Origin of the sequence: Paraburkholderia sp. GAS33, assembly GCF_050436645.1 — a bacterium.
Classification (GTDB): Bacteria; Pseudomonadota; Gammaproteobacteria; order Burkholderiales; family Burkholderiaceae; genus Paraburkholderia; species Paraburkholderia phenazinium_B.
Genome location: NZ_JBNDMP010000015.1, coordinates 83,706 through 103,279 on the forward strand (window position 1 = coordinate 83,706; position 19,574 = coordinate 103,279).

A 19,574-nucleotide genomic window follows, 5' to 3' on the forward strand; every position below is an offset into this window, starting at 1 on the left:
GCCGAATGCCGCGCCCGCCATGCGGTACGCGGCGTAACGGCACGCCGTTTAATGCAGCACGAGTTTCAGTGCGGCCAGCAGTTGCGCATTTTCCTCAGGGGAACCGACCGTCAGGCGTACGCAATTCGCCAGCAATGGATGCATTTTACTCACGTTTTTGATCAAAACCCGTGCAGTCAGCAGCGTGTCGAACATAACGGATGCATCGGGGACCCTCACCAGCAGGAAGTTGCCCGCGCTCGGGAAGACCTCCGCGCCCGGCAGTTCGGCCACGGCGTGCGCCAGTTTCGTGCGCTCCTCGCGCAGTTGCGCGGCCTGCGCATCGAGCACGTCGAGATGGTCGAGCAGGAAATCGGCGGTCGCCTGGGTCAGCACATTAACGTTGTAAGGAGGCCGCACTTTATCGAACTCGGTGAGCCAGGCCGCACGTCCGACCAGATAGCCGAGGCGAATGCCAGCGAGGCCGAGCTTCGAAACCGTGCGCATCACGACCACGTTGTCGAACGTATCGGCGCGCGGCAGCCAGCTTTGCTGCGCGAACGGCTGATAGGCCTCGTCGATCACCACGAGGCTCTTGTCCGCGGCGGCGATGATGCGCTCCATGTCCGCGTCGTCGTACAGCGTGCCGGTCGGGTTGTTCGGATAGGCCAGATAGACGATGGCCGGTTGATGCTCGGCGATTGCCGCAAGCATTGCCTCAGTGTCGAGCGTGAAATCCGCCTTTAGCGGCACACCGACGAAGTCCAGATTCGCCAGCCTGGCCGACAGCTGATACATCACGAAGCCCGGCACCGGTGCGAGCACTTTCGCGCCCGGCTGCGCGCAGGCCATCGAGATCATGCTGATCAGTTCATCCGAGCCGTTGCCAAGCAGAACTTCGCAGTTTGCCGGCACGTCCATCACCCGCTTGATCTTGGCGAGCAGCGCTTCCGGGCGCGGCGCCGGATAGCGGTTCAGCGCGACGCCGGACAGACGCTCGCCGAGCTGGGCCGCGAGCGGCGCCGGCAAGGAGAACGGGTTCTCCATGGCGTCGAGCTTCACGAAGCCCGTGGCGTCCGGAACCGGATAGCTCGTCATTGCGAGCACGTCGCGGCGAATGATGTCTTGAGGTGTCGTCATGGATGGGCGGACCGGCCGACTCGGGGCAGGTCATACAAGGGCGGCGCAAGCGCCGCCCCGGTTGGTCAATGTTCTGTTAAGCAGCCAGCTGGATAAAGCCTGACTGTGATACCCGACGCGCTCAGCCGTTCTGCTTCATCCGGTACTCGGCGCTGCGGGCATGCGCGGGCAGTCCTTCACCATACGCCAGTTCAGCCGCGATCTCACCCAGGGTCTGCGCACCTTCCGCACTGACTTCGATCACGCTAGAGCGCTTGAAGAAATCATAGACGCCGAGCGGCGACGAGAACCGTGCGGTGCGCGACGTAGGCAGCACGTGATTCGGGCCCGCGCAGTAATCGCCGAGGCTTTCGCTCGTGTAGCGGCCAAGGAAGATCGCGCCGGCATGGCGGATCAGCTTGCCCCATTGATGCGGGTCGAGCGCGGAGATTTCGAGGTGTTCCGGTGCGATGTCGTTGGCGATCGCGCAGGCTTCGGCCATGTCGCGCACCTTGATCAGCGCGCCGCGTCCTTCCAGCGAAGCCTGGATCACGTCGCGGCGCGGCATGGTGGGCAGCAATTCATTGATCGCGTCGTGCACGCGGGCGATAAAGGCGTCGTCCGGACACAGCAGAATCGATTGCGCGAGCTCGTCGTGCTCGGCCTGCGAGAACAGGTCCATGGCGACCCAGCGCGGATCGGTGGTGCCGTCGCACAGCACCAGGATTTCGGACGGGCCAGCGATCATGTCGATGCCGACCGTGCCGAACACGCGACGCTTGGCCGAGGCGACATACGCGTTGCCCGGACCGCAGATCTTGTCGACCGCGGGCACAGTGGCCGTGCCATAAGCGAGCGCGCCGACAGCCTGCGCGCCACCGATGGTGAACACGCGGTCAACCCCGCCCAGCAGCGCCGCTGCCAGTACCAGCGGATTCTTCACGCCGTCCGGAGTCGGCACCACCATGACGATTTCGCGCACACCGGCCACCCGCGCCGGAATCGAGTTCATCAACACCGACGACGGATACGCCGCCTTGCCACCCGGCACGTAGATGCCGGCGCGATCCAGCGGCGTGACCTTCTGACCCAGCACGGTGCCGTCCGACTCCGTGTATTGCCAGCTATGGCTGCCGCATTCGATCTTCTGCTTCTCGTGATACCCGCGTACGCGTCCGGCAGCGGCCTCGAGCGCAGCACGGCGGCGCGGGTCGAGCCCTTCCAGCGCGGCTTCGAGTTCCGACATCGGCAATTCGAACTCCGCCACGCTCGACGCCTTGAGACGGTCGAAGCGGTTGGTGTACTCGAGCACTGCGGCGTCGCCGCGCGCCTTCACGTCGGCCAGAATCTGCACGACCGATTGCTCGATCGCTTCATCCTCGCTCGCCTCGAACGCGAGCACCGCGTGCAGCGCCTTCTGGAATTCAGGAGCGCTGGAGTCGAGTTTGCGAATCTTGATAGACATGCTGGTATCCGTTTCGGTAAGGCGCGCCTTAGGCCCTTCGAGGCGCGTCAGGCAGAATCAGGCATCGGCAGGCGTCGTCAGGCCGGCGCATCGGCGCGCCGCGACGCGCGTTCGAACGCGTCGAGGAACGGCCGCAGCGCGGCGCGCTTGAGCTTGAGCGCCGCCTGGTTCACGACGAGGCGCGACGAGATCTGCATGATCTCTTCCACCTCGACAAGATTGTTTGCGCGCAAGGTGCCGCCCGAGCTGACCAGGTCGACGATCGCATCGGCGAGGCCAACCAGCGGCGCGAGTTCCATCGAGCCGTACAGCTTGATCAGGTCGACGTGCACACCCTTCGCAGCAAAATGCTGGCGCGCGGTTTCCACATATTTGGTAGCCACCCGCAAACGCGCACCCTGCCGCACCGCGTTCTCGTAATCGAAGCCCGCCGCCACGGCCACCGACATCCGGCAACGCGCGATGTCGAGGTCAATGGGCTGATACAGGCCGCTGCCGCCATGCTCAAGCAGCACGTCTTTACCCGCTACACCGAAGTCGGCCGCGCCGTATTCCACGTAAGTGGGGACGTCCGTCGCACGCACAATGATCACGCGCAGATTGGCGTCCGTGGTCGGCAGAATCAGCTTGCGCGAGGTTTCCGGATCTTCGGCCACCTGCACGCCGGCCGCTGCCAGCAGCGGCAACGTCTCTTCGAAGATACGCCCTTTCGACAGCGCAAGCGTCAGCGGCGCGCTCACCGCCGGGGATGACGAGGTCTGCGGCGCCGAACTCATGCCTGGCTCCCTGCAATACGGCGCACTTTCGCGCCGACTGCCGTCAGCTTCGACTCCATGCGGTCGTAGCCACGGTCCAGGTGATAGATGCGGTCAATCAGCGTCTCACCGTCGGCGCACAGGCCGGCGATCACGAGGCTCGCCGAAGCGCGCAGGTCTGTGGCCATGACCTTGGCGCCCGACAGTTTGTCGACGCCGTTCACGAGCGCAGTGTTGCCGTCGATCGTGATGCTCGCGCCGAGGCGGTTCAACTCCTGCACGTGCATGAAGCGGTTTTCGAAGATCGTTTCGACCACTTGCGCGGTGCCACTGGCGACCGTATTGAGCGCCATGAACTGCGCCTGCATGTCCGTCGGGAACGCCGGGTACTCGGAGGTACGCACGCCGACTGCAAGCGGGCGCTGGTCCATGCGCACGCGCATCCAGTCGTCGCCTTCTTCAATCGTCACGCCGGCTTCGCGCAGCTTTTCCGTCACGGCTTCGAGAATCAGCGGACGCACATGGCGCAGGATCACGTCGCCACCGGCCGCGGCCACCGCGCACAGGAACGTGCCGGCTTCGATACGGTCCGGAATCACCGTGTGCTTCGCGCCGTGCAGCTTGTCGACGCCCTGGATCACCAGACGGTCCGTGCCGATGCCGTCGATCTTCGCGCCCATCTCAACCAGCAGGTGCGCGAGGTCGCCCACTTCCGGCTCACGCGCGGCGTTCTCAATCACGGTCTCACCTTCAGCCAGCACCGCTGCCATCAGCAGATTCTCGGTGCCGGTGACGGTGATCATGTCGGTCACGATACGCGTGCCCTTCAGACGCTTCGCGCGAGCTTCGATAAAGCCATGCTCGATCGTGATCTCCGCGCCCATCGCCTGCAGACCCTTGATATGCTGATCGACCGGCCGCGCGCCGATGGCGCAACCGCCCGGCAGCGACACCTTCGCCTCGCCGAAGCGCGCGAGCAGCGGTCCGAGCACGAGGATCGAAGCGCGCATGGTCTTCACCAGCTCATACGGCGCGACGAGGTTATCCACCTTCGAGGCGTCGAGCGACACGCGCCCCGCGTTCGCTTCGCTACGCACACCCATCTGGTTGAGCAGCTTGAGCGTGGTGCGCACGTCCTGCAGGTCGGGCACGTTCTCGAGATGAACCGGCTCCGCGCTCAGCAGGCCGGCGCACAGGATCGGCAAGGCGGCGTTCTTCGCCCCCGACACGACGATCTCACCGGCCAGCCGCTGGCCGCCTTCAATGACGAGTTTGTCCATACCTGTCGTTTCCTGATCTTCCCGGCTTGCTACCAGGGCTGCTTTGCTTGCTGCGGCGGCGCCGCTGCCGGCCTCACGCCTGTCTTGTGTAATTCGCACTAACGTTCCAGATTACGCGTTTTGCCATTCGGCGGGCGTCAGCGTCTTCATGCTGAGCGCGTGGATTTCTTCGCGCATGCGGTCGCCGAGCGCCGCATACACGAGTTGATGGCGTTGGATCAGCCGCTTGCCTTCGAAGCTCGGAGATACGATGGTCGCAAAGAAATGCTGACCGTCGCCTTCCACTTCGAGATGCTCGCAGGCGAGTCCAACCGCGATGTATTGCTTGACCTGTTCGGGAGTCGGCAACATGGGGAATGCTCCTCGTCAGTGGCGCAGCTTGAAGCCGGAGGCGAGCATGCGCATTGCCACCACGGCCAGCACCACAAAGAAACCGGCGACGATGCCCAGGCTCACGAGCGGATCGATATCCGAAACCCCGAAGAAACCATAGCGAAAGCCGTCGATCATGTAGAAAAAGGGATTAAGCCGCGACACCTCGCGCCACACTGGCGGCAACGTGTGCGTCGAGTAGAACACGCCCGACAGGAACGTGAGCGGCATGATCAGGAAATTCTGGAAGGCGGCGAGCTGGTCGAACTTCTCGGCCCAGATGCCGGCAATCAGGCCGAGCGTGCCGAGAATCCCCGCACCGAGCACGGCGAACGCCACGATCATGAGCGGCGCGCTAAAGCTCACCGGCACAAACCAGATCGTGACGATAAACACCCCGAACCCGACCGCGAGTCCGCGCACCACCGAAGCCAGCACATACGCGAAGTACATCTCATAGTGGGATAGCGGCGGCAGTAGCACGAACACCAGGTTGCCGGTGATTTTCGACTGGATTAGCGACGACGAACTGTTGGCGAACGCGTTCTGCAACACGCTCATCATCACGAGGCCCGGAATCAGGAAACTGGTGTACTCGACACCCGGATAGACCTGCACGTGGCCGCGCAACGCGTGTCCGAAAATCGTCAGATACAGGAGCGCGGTGATGACCGGAGCGAGAACCGTCTGAAACGCGACCTTCCAGAAACGCAGGATTTCCTTATAAAACAGCGTACCGAATCCACTGCTGTAGCTGCTCATGCAAGCCCCTCGATCACTTCCGGACCGTTCATCACCTGAACGAACACATCTTCGAGGTCGGCTTTGCGGACCTCGATTTCTTCGAATGTACAACCCGCGTTGCGGCATTGCGCGAGAATCGGCTCGACCTCGTCGTAGCTCGACAGACGCAGCAGATGCTGGCGGCCATTGCCGTTGCCCGGGTCGGAGTCGACTTCGAGTGGCCGCAGCTCCACCGGCAGCACGCCTTGGGCGAAACGCAGGAACAGTTGCATGCCGGCAAAGCGCTGCAGCAGCGCGCTGGTGCGTTCGAGCGCCACCACTTCGCCGCGCCGCAGCATGGCGATGCGGTCGCACAGCGACTCCGCCTCTTCCAGATAGTGCGTGGTCAGGACGATCGTGTGACCCTCGCGATTCAGTCGCGAGATGAATTTCCACAGGGTTTGACGCAGCTCAACGTCGACGCCCGCGGTCGGCTCGTCGAGCACGATGACCGGCGGCCGATGCACCAGCGCCTGCGCGACCAGCACGCGTCGCTTCATCCCCCCCGACAGCGCGCGCATGTTGGCGTCGGCCTTTTCGGTGAGATCGAGGTTGGCCATCACTTCGTCGATCCACGCGTCGTTTTTGCGCAGGCCGTAGTAGCCGGACTGGATGCGCAAGGTCTCGCGCACCGTGAAGAACGGGTCGAACACGAGTTCCTGCGGCACAACGCCGAGTGCCCGGCGAGCTTCGCGAAATTCGTCGACCACGTCGTGGCCGCGCACGGCGATGCTGCCTTCGTCGGCGCGCGCGAGGCCCGCGAGGATGCTGATGAGCGTCGTCTTACCCGCGCCGTTCGGACCGAGCAGTCCGAAAAACTCGCCTTCTTCCACCGTGAGGCTGACGCCCTTGAGCGCCTGAAGATCTTTGTAGCGCTTCTTGACGTTACGAATTTCTATGGCTGGCATGACTGTGGGCCGCTTTATATGGCGGCGCCTGAAAGGTGCGCAAATGCTGGAATGACCGGAATTGGGGCCGGCTTGAAACCGGGGCCGAGCCGCAAAAAACGGTTGATTATAGGGCAAAGTCGGGAGCCCCGACCTCGCCTGGGGAATTGGGAGGTGACGCGGGAAGCGTCAGTTGAGCGTCAATGTCGCGCCGAGATAATGGTGTCGACGCCGTAGACGTGGGCCAGGCTGGCGAGACCAGCGGGCAGGTTGACGATTTCGAGCGCGGCGCCGCGTGCCTGGGCGGCCCGCTGCCACGCGATCAGCACGGCGAGCGCCGACGAGTCGAACTGCGCAAGCGGCGCGCAATCGACACCGTTCGCACCCGCTGCGATACGTTGCAGCCCCGCCGCGAGCGCGGCCTTCGCGCTCGCGTGGGTCAACGTGGCGCCGGTTTCGAAACGGCCCGCCACTGAGCGGACCTCGGCGTTCACCGCTGTGCTCACGACTGCTTGCCTGCGGCGAGTTGCTGGTTGCGCTGCGTGAGGAACTGGATCAGCCCGTCGACGCCGTGTTGCTGGATCTGCTCATTGAACTGCTGCTGATACGCCTGGATCAGCCATGCGCCAAGCACGTTGATGTCATACACGCGCCAGCCGTCCTGCGTTTTGTACAGACGATAGTCGAGTTCCACCGGCGAGCCGTTGTTCATCACCACCGAGCGCACCACCGTATCGGTGTCGTCCGGATTCATGCGAAACGGCTTGTACTGGATCTGCTGGTCTTTGACCTGCGCGAGCGCGCCCGAATACGTACGGATCAGCAGCATCTTGAACTGCTCGACCACGGCGTTTTGCTGCTCCGGCGTGGCGGTACGCCAGTTGCGACCCATGGCCAGTTGCGTCGTGCGGCGGAAGTCCGTGTACGGCAGGATCTTCTCGTTGACGAGCTGGGTGATGTGCGAAATGTCGCCCTGCTGGATCGACTTGTCGCTGCGGACAGCGTCGACCACCTGCTGGGTGACGGTCTTGATCAGCGCATCGGGTGCGCTGCTATCGACCGCTTGCGCATAAGCTGCGCTACCAAACGAAAACAACGCAGCAAAAAACGGAACGAGGAAGAATTTTTTCATATTAAGCCTAGCAAGAAGAATAGTGCGGCAAACCTTGGAGCCGACAATAGCACGCGAGTTCATCCACGATCCACGCGCAACCTGACAGAGTCGTTTCCAGGTGTTACTGCCGCATCCTCAACGCAATCTGAACGACGGGAAAGTAAGCCGCGGCGGCACGACCTGGTCGGCAGGGACCTGATCGTTCTCCGGGCCACCATTCATATCGATCGGCGGTGACGCGGCCGTGTCAGAGGCCGGCGTCGCAGTCGCGGCGGTGGCGCCCGAGGCGCCCTGCGGCGCTCCGGCACCTGCCTGCGCAGGCGTGGCCGCTGTCGCGGAAGCCGCGCCCGGCGCCGAAGCGGCCCCGGCAGCGGCGGCCGCGCCGCCATCGACGTCGTCGTATTTCGGCAGCGGTGCATTGTCGCCGTAATCCGGCAGCGCCGCGTTGCCGCCACCCTTACCCTGGGTCAACAGATAATTACGGCGCTGCAGGTATGCATTACGCACGAACGAATACTTGTCGAGCGCCGCGCCTTCCAGCACATCGCTCGCGTTCAGCAGGTTCGCCCGCGTGTTGACGATGTTGATCCCGTACAGCGCCCAGCTCAGGCCGTCCGGGTGAATATAAGTCAACGGGTTGACGAAGTATTCGGCTATTGAGCCGAACCCATCGCGCACCGTGCTCGGCCCGAATAGCGGCAGCACCAGGTACGGTCCCGACGGCACGCCATAGTGACCGAGCGTGAGGCCGAAGTCGTTCTCGTGCTTGGGCAGCTTCGCGAGCGTCGCCACGTCGAACAGGCCGCCGACACCGAAGGTGGTGTTGATGACGATCCGCATGATGTCCTCGACACCGTCGGTAATCTTCAACTGCAGCAGATTGTTGGCCGCAATGTAGACGTCGCCGATGTTCGAGAAGAAGTTCGTCACGCTGTCGCGCACCGGCTGCGGCGTGATGTACACATAGCCCTTCGCAACCGGCTTCAGCGCGTACTGGTCGATCTTGTCATTGAACTTGAAAATCGTACGGTTCACGCCCTCGAGCGGATCGCCCTTGGTCGGAGTCTGGACCGTCGCACAGCCGGCGAGCAGCGCCGCGCCGAACGCCAGCGTGGTGATACGGACGCGCATGGTCTGCATTCTTGTTCTCCTTATTGACCCGACGCGCCCGAAGCGGGCACAGCCGGCGCCGGTGCCGCCGGTGCGGGGGCTGCAGCGGGTGCGCCCGGCTTGGCAGCGCCTGAGTCTGCCGCCTTGCTATAGAGGAATTGTCCAATCAGGTTTTCGAGCACGATGGCCGACTGCGTCATCGAGATCGTGTCGCCTGCCTTCAACATCTCGCTATCGCCACCCGGTTCGAGACCGATGTACTGCTCACCGAGCAGGCCAGAAGTCAGGATCTTGGCGGAGGTGTCCTTCGGAAACTGGTATTGCTTGTCGAGATCGATTGTGACCAAAGCTTGATACGAATTCGTGTCGAAGTTGATCGAGTCGACGCGGCCGACAGTCACGCCCGCACTCTTCACCGGCGCGCGCGCCTTCAGTCCGCCGATATTGTCGAACTTGAGTTTGACAGGGTAGGTTGCCTGAAACGACAACGAGCTCATGTTGCCGGCCTTCAACGCCAGGAACAGCAGCGCTACGAAACCCAGCACCACAAACAGGCCGACCCAGAAGTCGAGAGCAGTCTTTTTCATCGTCATCCCAAAGAGAATCCATCGCGCCGGCCACGCCGACCCCGCGGCGCGGGCAAGCTGATGCCCGCGGCAGAAAGCGCGTCGCGCGGTTTTAGCTGAACATCAATGCAGTCAGCAGGAAATCGAGGCCCAGCACAGCAAGCGAACCGTACACGACCGTCTTGGTCGTCGCACGTGACACGCCTTCCGGGGTCGGTTTGGCTTCGTAACCCTGGAAGAGCGCGATGAACGTCACCGCAAAGCCGAACACAATACTCTTGATCACCCCGTTACCGACGTCAGCCCACACGTCGACGCCGCCCTGCATCTGCGACCAGAACGAGCCGGCATCGACCCCGATCATCAGCACGCCCACCACATAGCCGCCGCCGATCCCGACCGCGCTGAAGATGGCCGCTAGAATCGGCATCGAGATAATGCCCGCCCACAGGCGCGGCGCGACCACGACCTTGATCGGATCGACCGCCATCATTTCCATGGCCGTCAATTGCTCGCCGGCTTTCATCAGACCGATTTCGGCCGTGAGCGACGTGCCGGCGCGCCCCGCGAACAGCAGCGCCGTGACCACCGGCCCCAGCTCGCGCACGAGCGACAGCGCCACCAGCAGCCCGAGCGCCTGCTCGGAACCATAGCGGTTCAGCGTGTTATAGCCCTGCAAGCCGAGCACGAAGCCGACGAACAGGCCCGACACCGCGATGATCACGAGCGAATAATTGCCCACGAAGTGGATCTGCTTCGTGACAAGACGCGGACGGCGCAACAACGGGAAAAATTCGAGCACCAGACGGAAGAAGAGCCGCGTGGCGTAGCCGGCGGTCTCGAGGCCGCCGAGCACCGAACGTCCAATCGCACTGATCATGCCTGTCCCCCGCCGATGCCGAAATCTGCCGCAAGCGGCGTGTTGCTGGGATAGTGGAATTTGAATGGGCCGTCCGGCGCGCCGTCGATGAACTGGCGCACGGTGGGGTCGGTCGAGGCCCGCAACTGGTCAGGCGTGCCCTCGGCGTGAACGCCGCCGTTGGCGAGGAAATACACGTAGTCGGCAATCGCGAACGATTCCGGCACATCGTGCGTCACCAGGATCGAGGTCGCGCCGAGCGCCTGATTCAGCGTGCGAATCAGGTTTGCCGTGATGCCAAGCGAAATGGGGTCCAGACCGGCGAACGGCTCGTCGTACATCATCAGTTCGGGGTCGAGCGCGATAGCCCGGGCGAGCGCCACGCGCCGCGCCATGCCGCCGGAGATCTCGGACGGCGACAGATCGCGCGCGCCGCGCAAGCCGACGGCGTTGAGCTTCATCAGCACCAGGTCGCGGATCAGTTCTTCCGGCAGGTCCGTGTGCTCACGCAGCGTGAAGGCGACGTTTTCGAACACGGACATGTCGGTGAACAAGGCGCCGAACTGAAACAGCATGCCCATCTTGCGGCGCAATGCGTACAGGCCGTCGCGCGTTTGCGCGCCGACGTCCTGCCCGTGGAACAGGATCTGTCCGCGCAATGCACGCACGAGGCCGCCGATCAGCCGCAGCACGGTGGTCTTGCCGCATCCCGAGCCGCCCATGACCGCCACGACCTGACCGCGCTGGAAGCGCAGGTTCAGGTTCGACAGGACGAGCCGGTCGCCGTAACCGAAGTCGACGTCACGAAGCTCGAGAAGGGTCTCGGAGGTGGAAGGCACGAGGCTGACAATCCTTTTGCACGGAACGGCGAATTATAGGGCCATCGTGCAAAAGTTGCCGTGACGCGCCCGGTCCCCGATAAACAGGGGACCACGCGATTATGGCGTAAACCCTTGGAGCATTGCAGAAACCGCAACAGCAGGGTCCGCAGCCTCCGTGACAGCCCGCACCACGGCGGCGCAGCCGACGCCGGTCGCCAGTACTTGCGGCAGCACCTGCTGGTCGATTCCGCCGATCGCGACGAGCGGCACCACGCCATCGAGCAGGCGTACGTAGCGGGCGAGACGCCTCAGGCCTTGCGGCGCGGTCGGCATCACTTTGGTGGTGGTCGGGAACACCGCGCCGAGCGCGATGTAACTCGGCCGGAAGTGCAGCGCGATCAGCATCTCGTAGTAGCCGTGCGTCGACAGGCCAAGGCGCACGCCCGCGGCGGCGAGACTGCCGAGGTCGGCAAGATGCAGGTCTTCCTGGCCGAGATGGACGCCGTACGCGCCGGCTTCGAGCGCGGCCTGCCAGTGATCGTTGATGAACACCTGAGCGTCATACTTGCGGCCGGCCGCGACGCAGCGCGCGATTTCCTGCGCCAGTTCGGCCGGCTCGGCAGTTTTGCGGCGCAGCTGGACCGTCTTCACACCGTAGCCGACCACCCGCTCGACCCACTCGGCGGTTGGCAGCACGGGATAGAGGCCGAGGCGATCCGGGCAGCGTGCGAACGGCTGCTCGGGTGCTGCGGGCAATCCGAGGACGCGCGGGAAGCGCGACAGGTCGCACGGCCATGCGTCGGCGGCGGTGGTGGTTTCGTCGCCGTCGCGCCAGGCGAGCGCCAGCACCAGTGCGTCGTGCGGATCAAAACCGCAATCCAGAAACGCCGCCAGCGCGGGAATCCAGTCTTCGGCAAGATGGCCTTCCAGCGGATAACGCTCGCCGCCCAGATGCAGCGTCGCCCGGCCCGCGGCGGCTTCGATCACGCCCGCGCCCTGCACCTGCCAGCGCGCCACCTGCTCGCCGTGCTGCTGGGCGTCGGCGACGACGATCAGATCGCCGCCGTTAGCGTCGTCAGGCGCGGTAAGGCAAATCCGCCATGGCGCGTGAGTCGGCGGCCAATCGCCGAGCGTCGCGCGGATGCGCTCGGCGGCTTCGCTCAGTTCGTCGGCGGGCGGCCAGAAGACGTCGCGGCCGGCGAGCGGATTCGTTTGCATGTTCGTCTGCGAGTTCGTTTGCGGCGTGGTCTGACTCATGTCGAACTCCCATCCTGATGCCAGAACGGCATGCCGACCACCGGGGTGCTCGCATGGGCCGTTTCGCGTTCAGCCATCGGCCCGGCGAGGTACGCCTGGCGGCCCGCCTCGACGCCCAGCGCGAACGCGCGGGCCATCGCTTCGGGGTGGGTCGCCTGCGACACCGCCGTATTCAGCAGCACACCATCGAAGCCCCACTCCATCACCTGCGCGGCGTGCGACGGTACGCCGAGCCCCGCATCGACGATCAGCGGCACGTCCGGCAACCGGTCACGCAGCACCCGCAGACCGTATGGATTGATCACGCCCTTGCCGGTGCCGATCGGCGCGCCCCACGGCATCAACGCCTCGCAGCCGGCATCGAGCAGACGCCGTCCGATCACCAGATCTTCCGTGCAGTACGGCAGCACCTTGAAACCGTCTTTGACGAGCCGCGCAGCCGCTTCGATCAGACCGACCGGATCGGGCTGCAACGTGTAGTCGTCGCCGATCAGTTCAAGCTTGATCCAGTCGGTTTCGAAGACTTCACGCGCCATGTGGGCGGTCGTGACCGCCTCGCCGACGCTCTGGCAGCCGGCCGTGTTTGGCAATAGCGGCACGCCGTGGCGCTTGAGCAGATCGAAGAAGCCGGCTTCGGCACCGCCTTCGTTCATCTGCCGGCGCAGCGCGACGGTGATCATGCCAGGCTTCGCCGCATCGATCGAGTCGGACAGCGCCTGCAGCGACGGATAGCGTGACGTGCCGAGCAACACCCGGCTGGCGAAGGTTTCGCCGTACAGCGTGAGCGCGTCGGCGGGAATGGGAGAAGTCATCTGGAAATCCTTGTCTCTGGCGATACCCGGCGACCTGCCTGTTCGGCTATGTGGTCGCGGGTAATCACCGTTTTTAGCCGCCGGCGACCGGTTGCACGACGTCGAGCTTGTCACCCGCTTGCAGCGCGCGCGCGGCGTGCTGGGTACGGGCCACAAAGTCGCCGTTCAGCGCAACCGCGAACGGCGGACGCGCGCCGAAAGCGGCGAGCGCGTCGGCGACGGTCGCCCCCTCGGGCAGCGACAACGGCTTCTGATTGATATGAATGTCCATGGTGTTCAGATACGTTTCAATCGATAGCGTAGGCAGCTGGCGAGGCAGCCCATGTTGCAATGGTCGCAACGCTCATGCCGGCACCTGCGAGCGGTTCTGCGGATCGAGCCGGGCAAGCTGGAACAGTTCGCTCCAGCGCGCGTCGCGCCGCCAGTCGTCGAAAGCGTCGGCATCGCCGATACGTCCGTCGAGCAGCGCGGCGGCGAAACGGACGGCTTCGTCGGCGACTTCGGGCACGATCATATAGCCGTGCCGGTACAGGCCGTTCACGCGCAAGGTCTGCGCGCCATCCCAGACCAGTGCCGGACGGTGGTCCGGCAAGGTCGGGCGGCACTGCGAGTTCAATTCGAGGATGCGCGCCTCGCCGAAGCCGGGGTGGACCGAGAACGCTGCACTCAGCAATTCCAGCGCGGAACGCACGCTGACGGGCGACATGTCCTCGCCTTCCACTTCGGTTGCGCCGATCACGTAAAGATCGTCCTGCTTCGGTGCGATATACAGCGGATAGCGCGGATGCAGCAGACGCACCGGGCGCGTGAGCCTGATTCCGGGCGCGTGAACACGGGCGACCTCACCACGAATGCCGCGCAAGGTCGGCAAAACAGTCTTGGCACCGAGGCCGCGGCAATCAATCGTCACGCGGGCGGACGGTAATGCGCCATCGTCCACGGGTGTGTTCCAGTGCGTTTCGACGCGCCGCTCGGCGAGGCCTGCGGCGAGTGCACTCAACACCTGGCGATTATCGAGTTGTCCCTCATGCGGCAGCAGCCAGCCTTGCGCGAAACGGCCAGCCAGCGCGGGCTCGGTCGCGCCGAGTTGCGCACCCGAGAGCGTGACGAAGCCACCATCCAGCAGATCGGCGGGCGCGTTCGAACGCACCCGGCGTTCGAACAGCGGCGCTTCGGTGCGATCGGCGTGATGCCAGACCACCAGCGTCCCATTGCGTTGAAAGAACACCGGTACGGGCAGTTCGGCCAGTACTTGCGGCCAGGTATCGAGCGAGGCGGCGCCGAGACGCGTGATCAGCAATTCGGCGCTGGCGGCTTCGGCGAGCGGCGCGAGCATCGCGGCCGCCACCCACGCGGCGGCTTGCGAACCGGCGGCATCGCCGCGCTCGTAAAGCGCCACGCGATGCCCCGCACCGGCGAGGCGCCACGCGACCAGCCGGCCGCACAGTCCCCCGCCGATGACGGCGAAATCCGGTTGCGAGCGATCGAGCGCGTTCATTGCCGTCCTGCCGGCGCGCGCAGAGCGGCCTTGAGCGTCACGGGGCAAACGAAGCAATAGACTGAAGAATAAGCGGTCATCGTATCCTTTCCGTACGGCAACAGGCGCACGTACCCAAGGACGAAACCGGCGGGCGAGGCCGGCCGGGCAAAAAGCGCATCCATTGACGGACGCTGCCCGGCGGGGAATGGAAGAAAAGCTAACTTCCGGAAACTTCCCGCGCCGGTATTACCCGGATCGGGTGCAAAGGGTCTCTCTCAGCCTTGCTGCGGCGTGTGGCCCGCGCGCAAAGCACCCCTGTTTCGTCGAGAGTCATTAGACCATAAAAGGCGCGGCGGCCGCAAACCGGGGGCGATGGAGCTGCTGCGATCACGGGCGGGGAGACCGCCGGGCCTGGGCGATTCATGTAGCCTCGCTCGGAGCCTCTGGCACAATGCGGCGATGGAGTCTGCGCCGTTGTCGTGGGCTCTCGCGTCAAACGCGACAACCATACGCCGGTCGCGCGAGGCCGCGGTCCAGTGCCTCAGGTGATTAATTTTCGCTTAAGCCGCCGGCGGCAGAATCGGGCGGTCGTACGACGGGTTCGAGGCCCGGGCCGCTATTTGCAATTCCGCTGTGGCACCGATCCACTATAGGCAAGCCTGTCTAGGCTTGCTTGCAGCGGGTCGGTCCAAGATGAGCCAGTATTTCTTCAGGATGGTCATGACACCCAATACTTCCCCTGCCAGCCCGCTCGAGCCGGACGACAAGGTCTCCGCGTGGAGTCTGATCAAGCCCTACTGGGTCTCTGAGGAATGGAAGATCGCGTGGGGGCTGCTGATTGCGATCATTGTGATCAACCTCGTCAACGTGTGGATCAGCGTCAGGTTCAATACCTGGAGCGGCGAGTTCTTCAATATGCTGCAAAACAAGAGCGTGAAGGACTTTCCCCACCTGATGTTGGTGTGGGCCGGCCTTGTGGCAGCGCTGATCGTCCTCTTTGTCTACGGCCGTTATTTGCGGCAGATGCTCGGCTTCCGGTGGCGCCAATGGCTCACGACCCGCTACCTCCAGGAGTGGCTCGGCGACGGCGCTTTCTACCGGATTGAGCGCGACCGCCTCGCTGACAACCCCGACCAGCGGATCAGCGACGACTTGCAGTCATTTGCGACCAGCACGCTCACGCTGACGCTCGACCTGCTGTCCACGGTCGTCACACTCATTACGTTCGTTACCATCCTCTGGTCCCTCGCTGGAGCATTGACCGTGTCACTGGGTGGCATGCCGATCGTCATTCCAGGCTACATGGTGTGGGTCGCCGCGCTCTACGCGCTGGGCGGCTCGTACATGATCTACAAGCTCGGCCACCCGCTCGTTTCGATCACCTACCAGCAGCAAAAGGTTGAGGCAGATTTTCGCTTTGGGCTGATCCGGGTGCGCGAGAACTCGGAGCAGATCGCGTTTTACGATGGCGAGCAAACCGAAGAGGCCACCGCGCAAAACTTCTTTCAACGCATTCGCGACAACTGGTGGCGCGTGATGAAGTACACGAAGCGCCTGAGCTTCGTGCTCAGTTTCTACAGCAACATCGCGTACATTTTTCCGCTCATTGTCGCCTCGCCCAAGTACTTCACCGGCGCGTTCACAATGGGCGTGCTGATGCAGATCCAGAACTCGTTCGGCACCGTCAGCGATTCATTTTCCTGGTTCATCAACAGTTACGGCAGCCTCGTCGATTGGCGCGCTACGGTGAATCGTCTGCGGGAATTCAAGCGCGTCATGCGTGCGTCGCATCTGAAAGAGTCCATCTCGCCGGCTACCGCACATGGCGGCATCAACCTGCACTACGTCGACGAAGAAAAGCTCAGCACGGATGGCCTCTCGCTGGCGTTGCCGAACGGCACCCCGCTCTCACAGATCCGCAATATCACGATTAACCCAGGTTCGCGCTGGCTCGTGCGAGGTCCGTCGGGTTCCGGCAAGAGCACCTTGATGCGTGCGCTTGCCGGACTGTGGCCATTCGGCGACGGCTCGATCGATGCACCGGTCAATGCGCGCATGATGTTCATCCCGCAGCAGAGCTACATGCCGATCGGCACGTTGAAAGCGGCGCTTACCTATCCGTCCTCCGCCGAGACCTACACCGACGACGAATGCCGCGAAGCGCTGCGTACCTGCCACCTCGACGACTATGTGGGCCGCCTCGACGAATCGGGACACTGGGCCCGCATCATGTCGCCGGGCGAACAGCAGCGTCTCGCAGCAGCGCGCGTGCTGCTGCACAAGCCCGACTACCTGTTCCTCGACGAGGCAACCAGCGCGCTCGACGCGGCCAACGAAGCGCGGCTCTACCATCTCTTCACGGAGCGTCTGCCGAAGGCCGCCATCGTCAGCGTCGCGCACCGTGAATCGCTCGCGGCGTTCCACGAAGAAACGCTCGATGTCGAGCGAGCGGGCGAACCCGTCGCCGCTTAGGCAACGCGTCACTTGACCGGGTCGCGATTGACCGGGTCGCGATTGACCGCGTCGCGTTAGACCGGGTCGCGATTGAACACTTAACGCCCATCACCGATGCCGACTGCGGCATCGGCGCGCCCTGCAACATTCTGAAATACGCGAGAACAGTTCGAAAGCATTTGCGAAGCGCTCAGGTTGTTCCGTGCTTTGAAAGTGCCGTGCTGCGGCGAGGATAGTCGTGCGGGCCGGTCCCCCTCCGGTGCCGCACGCCACTCACCGTTATCGGACTTCCCGCTCATGTCATTCGATCGCCGTCTTCGTCACCTGACCCAACGATTCACGCGGATGAGCCGTTCGCCGCTCGCCCGTCCCGCCATCCCGGTCGGTGCGGCAGCCCTGTTGCTGTCGCTCGGCGCTCAGGCCGCGCAGTTGACCCAGGTCGCCGAGCCGGCCAACGTCTGTCCGGCGCTGACGCACATCGTCGCCGCCACCGACTTCCGGCAACTCCACGACCAACCCGCCGCACAACTGCCGGGTGTGGACAGCGCCGGCGACTGCCACGCCAGCGGCCACAGCTACGATTGCCACTGGCGCGCGCACTGGCAAGCCGACGGCGTGGTCACGGACCCGCTCGAAGAACTCGGCGCGGACATCGCCGCGTGCTTTCCCAACGTCGTGCACGACCTCAACACACCGACTCGCCAGCATTTCGTCGTGACAGCCGGCCTGCGCCGCATCGACGTGACGGCTAGCGTGCAGGGGTCCAACGAGTTGCGCCTGCGGGTCGCACGCTAAGCGTGCCGCCCCCGCGTTTCAACCCGACACGTCAAGGTATCGCATCGTGAACGGCTCGCGCCCACCGCTATTTCCGCTTCCTCGCCGGACCGCCAGACTGTCATGGTCCACTGGGCGGCGGTCATGCGTATGGGCGGCGACCGCCGCCGTGTTATGCGTCGGGCTGAACGGCTGCGCCTGGACGCTGATCACGGCGGCCGACGCCACCGGTTCCGTGATTCAGGCAGGCTATGCCATCGCTTCGAACTACTCGTCGCCGACCTTCGTCAACGGTCACCCCGCGGCCATCAGCACAGTCTGCATCGAAGTGAACCAGCTGGTGTCCGTTGGCGATTTCGTCCCGGCCTTGCAACTCGCGCTGAACCGGCGCGGCATCCGCTCGGCCGTCTACAACCCGGGCACCGCCCCGGCGAGCTGCGAGGCGCGGCTCGTCTATAACGCCTCGGTCGATTACGGCAAGCGCTCGTTTAACGACAATCCGGTGCAGTATCTTTCTGTGATCGATCTGACGCTGCTGCAGCAAGGCCAGATTCTGGTCACCGCGCGCTACCAGACCGGCGAACTCGGCATGGACCGCTTCTCGAATGCATCCGTCAAGCTCAACGGCATGATCGAAAAGATGGTGGTCGATCGCACCGAGTTGCGTCCGCGGACCATTCAGACGTCGCAAGTCAACTGAGTTCCCTCGCGCCCTGCAGAACGCACGCTGCATCTGCAAAACCCGCAAGACGCACGCCGCGCCCGCAAAATCACGCAGACGATTGCTTCCAATTACCCGGGAAAGGTTTTGAAAGCATTGCGCGCTATCAGCGCTCCGGCGTATCTCTTAAGATTGCCGAATGAACCAATCCATTCTGGTCGTTGACGACGACCCCGTCGTGCGCGACATCGTGCGCGAATATCTGCAAGGACGCGGCTTCTCGGTAACCGTTCTCGAGCATGGCATCGCCTTGCAACGCGCGCTCGAGAACGAGCGGCCCGCGCTGGTCGTGCTCGACATCATGATGCCGGAGATGGACGGTATCAGTGCGCTACGCGCGCTGCGCCTGGCCGGCGACGATATTCCTGTGATCCTGCTGACCGCGCGCGCCGACGTGATCGACCGGGTGATCGGACTCGAGCTCGGCGCGGACGATTATCTCGGCAAGCCGTTCGAGCCGAGCGAGCTGGTCGCGCGTATCCGCACGGTCTTACGCCGCCGCGGCACGATCGCGCCCGGTGCGCCGGAAAATCGCGCGCCGTATCGCTTTGGCCGTTTCGAGGTGAATTTTCCAGCGCGCGAGTTACGCCGCGACGGCGAACGCATTCCGCTGCGCTCGAGCGAATTTGCGATGCTCAAGGTGTTCGTCACCCATGCGATGACGGTGCTCACCCGTGCGCAATTGCTGGAAAAGCTGCATGGCAACACCGAGGCGCATCGTAACCGCAGCCTCGATGTCTCGATCTGGCGGCTGCGACGTCTGATCGAAGTCGATCCGTCCGAGCCGCGCTATGTGCAGACGGTGTGGGGTCGCGGCTACGTGTTCGTGCCGGATGGAGAAATCGGCGCGGCGGAGCGGGCCGCGCAGCCGTTCGTCGACGCGTAACACTGCGACAGGCAAGTCCCAAAGAAGCGCTACATGGGCTCACGCCTGCGGCGCGCCTGGACCGTTTGGCGCAAATCGCC

21 protein-coding genes and 1 riboswitch are annotated in these 19,574 nt (G+C 63.9%); of the genes, 4 read left to right on the plus strand and 17 right to left on the minus strand.

Annotated elements, in window-relative coordinates:
- Window positions 1–48: 48 nt before the first annotated feature.
- The 17 genes from hisC to P3T24_RS33080 form a co-directional block, all read right to left on the minus strand.
- A complete protein-coding gene (hisC, locus tag P3T24_RS33000) occupies window positions 49–1,119 on the minus strand; it encodes a histidinol-phosphate transaminase (RefSeq protein WP_429289359.1) in 1,071 nt (356 codons plus the stop codon).
- A gap of 121 nt (window positions 1,120–1,240) precedes the next feature.
- Window positions 1,241–2,563 carry a histidinol dehydrogenase gene (gene hisD, locus P3T24_RS33005; RefSeq protein WP_429289360.1) on the minus strand — a complete coding sequence of 441 codons (1,323 nt, stop codon included), beginning with the start codon at window positions 2,561–2,563 and terminating at the stop codon, window positions 1,241–1,243.
- Window positions 2,564–2,640: 77 nt separating this feature from the next.
- On the minus strand, window positions 2,641–3,339 hold the full coding sequence (hisG, locus tag P3T24_RS33010) for an ATP phosphoribosyltransferase (RefSeq protein WP_074262646.1): 699 nt from the start codon (window positions 3,337–3,339) through the stop codon (window positions 2,641–2,643).
- Window positions 3,336–4,634, minus strand: a complete 1,299-nt coding sequence (gene murA, locus P3T24_RS33015) for a UDP-N-acetylglucosamine 1-carboxyvinyltransferase (RefSeq protein ID WP_429441056.1) — start codon at window positions 4,632–4,634, stop codon at window positions 3,336–3,338. Before murA ends, hisG begins: the two co-directional genes overlap by 4 nt.
- A 75-nt stretch (window positions 4,635–4,709) precedes the next feature.
- Window positions 4,710–4,949, minus strand: a complete 240-nt coding sequence (locus tag P3T24_RS33020) for a BolA family protein (protein ID WP_074262648.1) — start codon at window positions 4,947–4,949, stop codon at window positions 4,710–4,712.
- Between the two features lie 15 nt (window positions 4,950–4,964).
- Window positions 4,965–5,732 carry an ABC transporter permease gene (locus P3T24_RS33025; protein ID WP_074262649.1) on the minus strand — a complete coding sequence of 256 codons (768 nt, stop codon included), beginning with the start codon at window positions 5,730–5,732 and terminating at the stop codon, window positions 4,965–4,967.
- On the minus strand, window positions 5,729–6,661 hold the full coding sequence (locus P3T24_RS33030; protein WP_074262650.1) for an ABC transporter ATP-binding protein: 933 nt from the start codon (window positions 6,659–6,661) through the stop codon (window positions 5,729–5,731). The genes P3T24_RS33025 and P3T24_RS33030 overlap by 4 nt, the downstream gene beginning before the upstream one ends.
- A 179-nt stretch (window positions 6,662–6,840) precedes the next feature.
- Window positions 6,841–7,146, minus strand: a complete 306-nt coding sequence (locus P3T24_RS33035; protein ID WP_429441012.1) for an STAS domain-containing protein — start codon at window positions 7,144–7,146, stop codon at window positions 6,841–6,843.
- Window positions 7,143–7,772, minus strand: a complete 630-nt coding sequence (locus tag P3T24_RS33040) for an MlaC/ttg2D family ABC transporter substrate-binding protein (RefSeq protein ID WP_074262651.1) — start codon at window positions 7,770–7,772, stop codon at window positions 7,143–7,145. Before P3T24_RS33040 ends, P3T24_RS33035 begins: the two co-directional genes overlap by 4 nt.
- 117 nt (window positions 7,773–7,889) lie before the next feature.
- Window positions 7,890–8,894, minus strand: coding sequence for an MlaA family lipoprotein (locus P3T24_RS33045; RefSeq protein WP_074262652.1), 1,005 nt, complete (start codon window positions 8,892–8,894; stop codon window positions 7,890–7,892).
- Window positions 8,895–8,905: 11 nt separating this feature from the next.
- Window positions 8,906–9,451, minus strand: a complete 546-nt coding sequence (gene mlaD, locus P3T24_RS33050; RefSeq protein WP_074265855.1) for an outer membrane lipid asymmetry maintenance protein MlaD — start codon at window positions 9,449–9,451, stop codon at window positions 8,906–8,908.
- Window positions 9,452–9,542: 91 nt separating this feature from the next.
- Entirely contained in the window at window positions 9,543–10,310 is a 768-nt protein-coding gene (gene mlaE, locus P3T24_RS33055) for a lipid asymmetry maintenance ABC transporter permease subunit MlaE (RefSeq protein ID WP_074262653.1), read from the minus strand.
- On the minus strand, window positions 10,307–11,128 hold the full coding sequence (locus tag P3T24_RS33060; RefSeq protein WP_074262654.1) for an ABC transporter ATP-binding protein: 822 nt from the start codon (window positions 11,126–11,128) through the stop codon (window positions 10,307–10,309). The genes mlaE and P3T24_RS33060 overlap by 4 nt, the downstream gene beginning before the upstream one ends.
- Before the next feature lie 99 nt (window positions 11,129–11,227).
- The gene (gene thiE, locus P3T24_RS33065; RefSeq protein ID WP_429441014.1) at window positions 11,228–12,367 is read right to left on the minus strand and encodes a thiamine phosphate synthase; all 1,140 of its coding nucleotides are present in this window, start codon (window positions 12,365–12,367) and stop codon (window positions 11,228–11,230) included.
- Window positions 12,364–13,179 (minus strand): thiazole synthase, encoded by an 816-nt coding sequence (locus P3T24_RS33070; RefSeq protein ID WP_429441016.1) that lies wholly within the window; start codon window positions 13,177–13,179, stop codon window positions 12,364–12,366. The genes thiE and P3T24_RS33070 overlap by 4 nt, the downstream gene beginning before the upstream one ends.
- Window positions 13,180–13,252: 73 nt before the next feature.
- The gene (thiS, locus tag P3T24_RS33075) at window positions 13,253–13,450 is read right to left on the minus strand and encodes a sulfur carrier protein ThiS (protein WP_074265857.1); all 198 of its coding nucleotides are present in this window, start codon (window positions 13,448–13,450) and stop codon (window positions 13,253–13,255) included.
- Between the two features lie 72 nt (window positions 13,451–13,522).
- Window positions 13,523–14,677 (minus strand): FAD-dependent oxidoreductase, encoded by a 1,155-nt coding sequence (locus P3T24_RS33080; RefSeq protein WP_429441017.1) that lies wholly within the window; start codon window positions 14,675–14,677, stop codon window positions 13,523–13,525.
- Window positions 14,678–14,874: 197 nt separating this feature from the next.
- Window positions 14,875–14,986, minus strand: a riboswitch (TPP riboswitch).
- 393 nt (window positions 14,987–15,379) lie between these two features.
- On the opposite strand from P3T24_RS33080, the gene P3T24_RS33085 reads away from it, so the two are divergent.
- From P3T24_RS33085 to P3T24_RS33100, 4 genes are all read left to right on the plus strand, one after another.
- Entirely contained in the window at window positions 15,380–17,131 is a 1,752-nt protein-coding gene (locus tag P3T24_RS33085) for an ABC transporter ATP-binding protein/permease (protein WP_429441019.1), read from the plus strand.
- 279 nt (window positions 17,132–17,410) lie between these two features.
- Window positions 17,411–17,908 (plus strand): hypothetical protein, encoded by a 498-nt coding sequence (locus tag P3T24_RS33090; RefSeq protein WP_074262658.1) that lies wholly within the window; start codon window positions 17,411–17,413, stop codon window positions 17,906–17,908.
- Window positions 17,909–18,056: 148 nt separating this feature from the next.
- Window positions 18,057–18,587, plus strand: a complete 531-nt coding sequence (locus tag P3T24_RS33095) for a hypothetical protein (protein WP_143787436.1) — start codon at window positions 18,057–18,059, stop codon at window positions 18,585–18,587.
- Window positions 18,588–18,747: 160 nt separating this feature from the next.
- Entirely contained in the window at window positions 18,748–19,494 is a 747-nt protein-coding gene (locus tag P3T24_RS33100) for a response regulator (protein ID WP_074262659.1), read from the plus strand.
- Window positions 19,495–19,574: the final 80 nt, after the last annotated feature.

Excerpts from the sequence above, each read along its gene's own strand:
- hisD (WP_429289360.1), bottom strand. The coding sequence starts at position 2,563 with ATGTCTATCAAGATTCGCAAACTCGACTCCAGCGCTCCTGAATTCCAG.
- P3T24_RS33080 (WP_429441017.1), bottom strand. The coding sequence starts at position 14,677 with ATGAACGCGCTCGATCGCTCGCAACCGGATTTCGCCGTCATCGGCGGG.
- P3T24_RS33070 (WP_429441016.1), bottom strand. The coding sequence starts at position 13,179 with ATGACTTCTCCCATTCCCGCCGACGCGCTCACGCTGTACGGCGAAACC.
- mlaD (WP_074265855.1), bottom strand. The coding sequence starts at position 9,451 with ATGAAAAAGACTGCTCTCGACTTCTGGGTCGGCCTGTTTGTGGTGCTG.
- hisG (WP_074262646.1), bottom strand. The coding sequence starts at position 3,339 with ATGAGTTCGGCGCCGCAGACCTCGTCATCCCCGGCGGTGAGCGCGCCG.
- P3T24_RS33030 (WP_074262650.1), bottom strand. The coding sequence starts at position 6,661 with ATGCCAGCCATAGAAATTCGTAACGTCAAGAAGCGCTACAAAGATCTT.
- mlaE (WP_074262653.1), bottom strand. The coding sequence starts at position 10,310 with ATGATCAGTGCGATTGGACGTTCGGTGCTCGGCGGCCTCGAGACCGCC.
- P3T24_RS33090 (WP_074262658.1), top strand. The coding sequence starts at position 17,411 with ATGTCATTCGATCGCCGTCTTCGTCACCTGACCCAACGATTCACGCGG.
- P3T24_RS33045 (WP_074262652.1), bottom strand. The coding sequence starts at position 8,894 with ATGCAGACCATGCGCGTCCGTATCACCACGCTGGCGTTCGGCGCGGCG.
- P3T24_RS33085 (WP_429441019.1), top strand. The coding sequence starts at position 15,380 with ATGACACCCAATACTTCCCCTGCCAGCCCGCTCGAGCCGGACGACAAG.
- thiE (WP_429441014.1), bottom strand. The coding sequence starts at position 12,367 with ATGAGTCAGACCACGCCGCAAACGAACTCGCAGACGAACATGCAAACG.
- P3T24_RS33020 (WP_074262648.1), bottom strand. The coding sequence starts at position 4,949 with ATGTTGCCGACTCCCGAACAGGTCAAGCAATACATCGCGGTTGGACTC.
- thiS (WP_074265857.1), bottom strand. The coding sequence starts at position 13,450 with ATGGACATTCATATCAATCAGAAGCCGTTGTCGCTGCCCGAGGGGGCG.
- P3T24_RS33025 (WP_074262649.1), bottom strand. The coding sequence starts at position 5,732 with ATGAGCAGCTACAGCAGTGGATTCGGTACGCTGTTTTATAAGGAAATC.
- P3T24_RS33100 (WP_074262659.1), top strand. The coding sequence starts at position 18,748 with ATGAACCAATCCATTCTGGTCGTTGACGACGACCCCGTCGTGCGCGAC.
- P3T24_RS33040 (WP_074262651.1), bottom strand. The coding sequence starts at position 7,772 with ATGAAAAAATTCTTCCTCGTTCCGTTTTTTGCTGCGTTGTTTTCGTTT.
- hisC (WP_429289359.1), bottom strand. The coding sequence starts at position 1,119 with ATGACGACACCTCAAGACATCATTCGCCGCGACGTGCTCGCAATGACG.